The organism is Mesorhizobium sp. P5_C1, from assembly GCF_054049815.1.
Window position 1 is genome coordinate 1 of sequence record NZ_JBFULQ010000340.1, and the last position, 6,056, is coordinate 6,056.

General features: G+C 62.8%; 7 protein-coding genes. All 7 read left to right on the top strand.

Features of this window, described 5'->3' with window-relative positions; translation table 11 throughout:
• A partial coding sequence (locus ACXJ7R_RS22410; RefSeq protein WP_457153762.1) for a DUF4345 family protein occupies positions 1-193 on the top strand: 193 nt, incomplete at its 5' end.
• Between the two features lie 245 nt (positions 194-438).
• Positions 439-999, top strand: coding sequence for a F0F1 ATP synthase subunit delta (locus ACXJ7R_RS22415; protein WP_457153763.1), 561 nt, complete (start codon positions 439-441; stop codon positions 997-999).
• A complete protein-coding gene (gene atpA, locus ACXJ7R_RS22420; RefSeq protein WP_457153764.1) occupies positions 999-2,528 on the top strand; it encodes a F0F1 ATP synthase subunit alpha in 1,530 nt (509 codons plus the stop codon). Before ACXJ7R_RS22415 ends, atpA begins: the two co-directional genes overlap by 1 nt.
• Positions 2,529-2,574: 46 nt before the next feature.
• Entirely contained in the window at positions 2,575-3,459 is an 885-nt protein-coding gene (locus ACXJ7R_RS22425; RefSeq protein WP_457153765.1) for a F0F1 ATP synthase subunit gamma, read from the top strand.
• A 70-nt stretch (positions 3,460-3,529) separates the two neighbouring features.
• On the top strand, positions 3,530-5,125 hold the full coding sequence (gene atpD, locus ACXJ7R_RS22430) for a F0F1 ATP synthase subunit beta (protein ID WP_457153766.1): 1,596 nt from the start codon (positions 3,530-3,532) through the stop codon (positions 5,123-5,125).
• 99 nt (positions 5,126-5,224) lie between these two features.
• Positions 5,225-5,632 carry a F0F1 ATP synthase subunit epsilon gene (locus ACXJ7R_RS22435; protein ID WP_457153767.1) on the top strand — a complete coding sequence of 136 codons (408 nt, stop codon included), beginning with the start codon at positions 5,225-5,227 and terminating at the stop codon, positions 5,630-5,632.
• Between the two features lie 81 nt (positions 5,633-5,713).
• Positions 5,714-6,056, top strand: a 343-nt coding sequence (locus ACXJ7R_RS22440) for a hypothetical protein (protein ID WP_457153768.1), incomplete at its 3' end; no start/stop codon positions are given.

Below are 6,056 nucleotides of genomic sequence, written 5' to 3' on the forward strand. Positions count from 1 at the left end.
GTGCTGTCTCCTGCTCGGCCCACAGCCCTTTCTCTATATGGCTCTTGGCTTCTCCTGGCTGTTCACTGCCTTCGGCCGGCTGCTGTCGATGATGTCGGATGGCGCCAATACGCCTTTCAATTGGGTGTCCATTGTGGTGGAATTGGCATTGGCGGCGTTGCCGCTCGCCTTTGCCTTCGGCTTTCTGCCTTGAATCCCTGGGTTTCCGGGGCGGAAGGCAGGACTCTTTTGCCGGATGCGACAATAGTGCCTGAAAACCATGCGGAACGACGCATTGCGGTCTTAAAATGCCTGTGGTAGACGGCAATCGACTTTCGGCCGGGGATAGCGGAAGCCGCGTCTCCGTGCTTGGAAAAATGCAGTAAGGTCAAAGATTTAGCCAGAGTTTTTGCTCGCGCCAACAATCTGCGGCCTGTCAGACAAGAGAAAAGACGGTCCGTGGCCCAATCGTCATCGCCAATCTCAGGTGTCGCAGAACGCTACGCGGGTTCGCTGTTCGAACTCGCCCTGCAGGCAAATTCGGTCGCCAAGGTCGAGGCAGACCTCAACAGTTTCGAGGCGATGCTCGCGGGCAGTGCCGACCTTACCCGGCTGATCAGCAGCCCGGTGTTTTCCAGCGAGGATCAGGCCAAGGCCATCGCGGCGATCGCCGACAAGGCAGGGATCACCGGCCTCACCGGCAATTTCCTGCGCGTCGTGGCCCGTAACCGCCGTCTGTTCGCCATCCCCGGCATGATCAGGGCGTTCCGCCAGATTGCCGCCGAACACCGTGGCGAGACCGCTGCTGAAGTGACGTCGGCGCACGAGTTGACCGATGCCCAGCAGAACGAACTCAAGGCGGCGCTGAAGGGCGTTGCCGGCAAGGACGTGGCCATCTCAATCACCGTTGATCCGTCGCTGCTCGGCGGGCTGGTGGTCAAGATGGGCTCGCGCCAGATCGATACGTCGCTCAAAACCAAACTCAACTCGCTCAAGCTTGCACTGAAAGAGGTCGGCTGATGGACATCCGCGCCGCGGAAATTTCCGCAATTCTGAAAGACCAGATCAAGAATTTCGGCAAGGAGGCCGAGGTCTCCGAAGTTGGACAGGTGCTGTCCGTCGGTGACGGTATCGCCCGCGTCTACGGCCTCGACAATGTCCAGGCCGGCGAAATGGTCGAATTCCCCGGCGGCACTCGCGGCATGGCGCTCAACCTCGAAGCCGACAATGTCGGCGTCGTCATCTTCGGCGCCGACCGCGACATCAAGGAAGGCGACATCGTCAAGCGCACCGGCGCCATCGTCGACGTTCCGGTCGGTCCGGGTCTGCTCGGCCGCGTCGTCGACGCGCTCGGCAATCCGATCGACGGCAAGGGCCCGATCAAGGCAGTCGAGCGCAAGCGTGTCGACGTCAAGGCGCCCGGCATCATCCCGCGCAAATCGGTGAACGAGCCGATGTCGACCGGCCTCAAGGCCATCGACGCACTGATCCCGGTCGGCCGCGGCCAGCGCGAACTGGTCATCGGCGACCGCCAGACCGGCAAGACCGCCATCATCCTTGATACGATGCTCAACCAGAAGTCGGTGCACGACAACGGCCCTGAGAAGGAAAAGCTCTACTGCGTCTACGTCGCCGTCGGCCAGAAGCGCTCGACCGTGGCGCAGTTCGTCAAGGTGCTGGAAGAGCGCGGCGCGCTCGAATATTCGATCATCATCGCCGCCACCGCGTCCGACCCGGCGCCGATGCAGTACCTCGCGCCGTTCGCGGGCTGCACCATGGGCGAGTATTTCCGCGACAACGGCATGCATGCGTTGATCAGCTATGACGATCTGTCGAAGCAGGCCGTCGCCTACCGCCAGATGTCGCTGTTGCTGCGCCGCCCGCCGGGCCGCGAAGCCTATCCCGGCGACGTCTTTTACCTGCACTCGCGCCTGCTCGAGCGCGCCGCCAAGCTCAACGACGATCTGGGCGGTGGGTCGCTSACCGCCCTGCCGATCATCGAGACKCAGGCCAACGACGTGTCGGCCTATATCCCGACCAACGTGATCTCGATCACCGACGGCCAGATCTTCCTCGAAACCAACCTGTTCTTCCAGGGCATCCGTCCGGCCGTCAACGTCGGCCTGTCGGTGTCGCGCGTCGGCTCGGCCGCGCAGATCAAGGCGATGAAGCAGGTTGCCGGCTCGATCAAGGGCGAGCTCGCGCAATACCGCGAAATGGCGGCGTTCGCGCAGTTCGGCTCCGATCTCGACGCCGCCACGCAGCGCCTGCTCAACCGCGGATCGCGCCTGACCGAACTCCTGAAGCAGCCGCAGTTCTCGCCGCTGAAGACGGAAGAGCAGGTCGCGGTGATCTTCGCCGGCGTCAACGGCTATCTCGACAAGCTGCCGGTCAACCAGGTCGGCAAGTTCGAGCATGGCCTGCTCAGCCACATGCGTGCGGCGGGCAAGGACGTGCTCGATGCCATCCGCAAGGAAAAGGCGCTGTCGGACGGTCTGCGCGCCAAGCTGAAGGCCGAGATCGACGCTTTCGCCAAGACCTTCGCCTGAGCGAAGCGCCAGTCGGGATGAGACAAGACGGGATCAGGTTTGAAGCATGCCTTCATTAAAAGACCTTCGTAACCGTATCGCCTCGGTCAAGGCGACGCAGAAGATCACCAAGGCGATGCAGATGGTCGCCGCGGCGAAGCTGCGCCGTGCGCAAGAGGCTGCGGAAGCGGCGCGCCCCTATTCGGAGCGCATGGGTTCCGTGCTGGCCAACATCACACAGGCAATCGGCGGCGGCGGCGATGCCCCGGCGCTGATGACCGGCACCGGCAAGGACGACGTGCATCTGCTCGTCGTCTGCAGCGCTGAGCGCGGCCTGTGCGGCGGCTTCAATTCGCAGATCGCCCGCCTTGCCCGCGACCATATCCGCAAGCTTTTGGCCGACGGCAAGCAGGTCAAGATCATCTGCGTCGGCAAGAAGGGTTTCGATATCCTGCGCCGCGACTATGCGTCTATGATTCTCGATCGTGTCGATCTGCGGGAGGTCAAGACGCTCGGCTTCGTCAATGCCGACGCGATCGCCAAGAAAGTCGTCCAGCTCTTCAACGAGGGCGGCTTCGACATCTGCACTTTGTTCTATTCGCAGTTCAAGTCGGTGATCAGCCAGATCCCGACCGCGCAGCAGATCATTCCAGCCGGTATCGCTTCGGCTCCGGCCGGGGCAGTGGATGGCGGCAGCGCCGTCTATGAATACGAACCGGAGCCGGGCGAAATCCTCTCCGATCTCATTCCGCGCAACATCTCGGTGCAGGTTTTCCGGGCGCTGCTCGAAAACGCGGCCGGCGAAATGGGCGCCAAGATGAGCGCCATGGACAATGCGACGCGCAATGCCGGCGAGATGATCAACAAGCTGTCGATCACCTACAACCGCCAGCGGCAGGCGCAGATCACCAAGGAACTGATCGAAATCATTTCGGGCGCCGAGGCGCTCTAGGCGCGGTTTGCGGGTCATCGACCCGCGAGCGGACCGCGTGAGAAACAAAGGACGAAAAAGGGTAAAGACGATGGCGAAAGCAGCGACCCCCCAGAAGGTAACACCCAAGACGGCAGCCCCCAAGGCCGCAGCCCCCGCGAAGGCGGCAAAGGCTCCGGCAGCAGCCGCAAAGGCAGCTCCGGCCAAGACGGCATCAGCACCGGCCAAGGCCGCAGCGACCAAGACATCCGCAGTGGCCACCAAGGCAACCGGCGTTGTCGGCAAGGTCCGCCAGGTCATCGGCGCCGTTGTCGACGTGCAGTTCGGCGATCACCTGCCGGCGATCCTGAACGCGCTCGAGACGACCAATGTCGGCAACCGCCTGGTGCTCGAAGTGGCCCAGCATCTGGGTGAAAACACCGTGCGCTGCATCGCCATGGACTCGACCGAAGGTCTGGTGCGCGGCCAGGAAGTGCGCGACACCGGCGCGCCGATCACCGTCCCGGTCGGCCCGGGCATGCTCGGCCGCATCATCAACGTCATCGGCGAGCCGGTCGATGAAGAAGGCCCGGTCGACGGGATCGAAATGCGCTCCATCCACCAGCCGGCTCCGACCTATGTCGAGCAGTCGACGGAAGCACAGATCCTGATCACCGGCATCAAGGTGCTCGACCTCCTGGCTCCCTACGCCAAGGGCGGCAAGATCGGCCTGTTCGGCGGCGCCGGCGTCGGCAAGACCGTGCTGATCCAGGAGCTGATCAACAACATCGCCAAGGCGCATGGTGGCTACTCGGTGTTCGCTGGCGTCGGCGAGCGCACTCGCGAAGGCAACGATCTCTATCACGAGTTCATCGAGTCTGGCGTCAACAAGAAGGGCGGCGGTGAAGGCTCCAAGGCCGCTCTGGTGTATGGCCAGATGAACGAGCCGCCGGGCGCCCGCGCCCGCGTCGGCCTGACCGGCCTGACGGTTGCGGAATATTTCCGCGACCAGGGCCAGGACGTGCTGTTCTTCGTCGACAACATCTTCCGCTTCACGCAGGCGGGTTCGGAAGTGTCGGCTCTGCTCGGCCGTATCCCGTCGGCCGTGGGCTATCAGCCGACGCTCGCCACCGACATGGGCGCGTTGCAGGAACGCATCACCACCACCACCAAGGGCTCGATCACCTCGGTGCAGGCGATCTACGTGCCCGCCGACGACTTGACCGACCCGGCGCCGGCGACCTCGTTCGCCCACCTCGACGCGACCACGACGCTCAACCGCGCCATCGCCGAAAAGGGCATCTACCCGGCCGTCGATCCGCTGGATTCGACTTCGCGCATGCTCGATCCGCTGGTCGTCGGTGACGAGCACTATGCCGTCGCGCGCCAGGTGCAGTCGATCCTTCAGCGCTACAAGTCGCTGCAGGACATCATCGCCATCCTGGGCATGGACGAGCTGTCGGAAGAGGACAAGCAGACGGTGGCACGCGCCCGCAAGATCGAGCGCTTCCTGTCGCAGCCCTTCTTCGTCGCCGAAGTGTTCACCGGCTCGCCTGGCAAGCTGGTCGACCTGGCCGACACCATCAAGGGCTTCAAGGGCCTCTGCAACGGCGACTATGACCACCTCCCGGAAGCCGCCTTCTACATGGTCGGCGGCATCGASGAAGCGGTCGAGAAGGCACAGCGCCTGGCGGCCGAAGCGGCATAAGAAGCGAATAGCGAATAGGGAGTAGCGAATAGGGGTTTATGAGACGAGCGAGTTTCTTCACTACTCGCTACTCACTATTCCCCGTTTGCTAGATTGATCATGGCCGAAGCTTTCAAGTTCGAACTGGTCTCGCCGGAGCGCCTGCTTGTTTCCGAGCAGGTCGAATCCGTCGTCATTCCAGGTGCAGAGGGCGAGATGACCGTGATGGCGCATCACGCGCCGGTCATGACCACGATCAAGCCGGGTGTGGTCACTGTTAAGACCGCGTCGGGCGAGGAAGAGCGTTATGTCGTGTTCGGCGGCTTCGCCGATATCGTTCCGGCTGGCTGCACGCTGTTGGCGGAGTCGGCTGTGGCGGTGAATGATGTCGACCGCGCCGATCTCGCCCGCCGCATCCAGGAAGCCAAGGAAGACGCCGCCGACGCCAAGGACGACGAGGCCCGCAGCAAGGCCGAACAGTTCCTTAGCCAGCTTACGACGCTGGAAGGCGCCATCCTGCCGGCCTAAAATTCGCTTCAGATGAGTGAAAAGCGGGGCCTTGCCTCGCTTTTTTGTTTGGCGGACAGTCCGGCTGCCTTGGGTATGGGGGTGGCCGATGATGAAGAAACAGCTGCGCGAGAAACAGCTTCGCGATCCCGCTGGTCGACCGCTTTGGTATCCGCCTTTGGCGGTCCGTTCGGTGGGTTCCTCTGGATCGGCAGCGGCAGACTGGCGGCTGCCAGCCTAGTGGTGGTCAGTGCCATCAGCTTGGTGCTTATCTACATCGGCTTTCCGGTGTTTCCGGGCGTCGATCTGGCTTGGCTGGCCAATCTTTCAGGTATCGCTTTGATGATCGTGTGGGTGGCGCTCGTCCTGCCTTTGCGTCGCGATCTGAGCCGTATCGGGTCCCGCCTCGACTATTCACTTCCTATTCCCAACGCGGCGAAGGCCA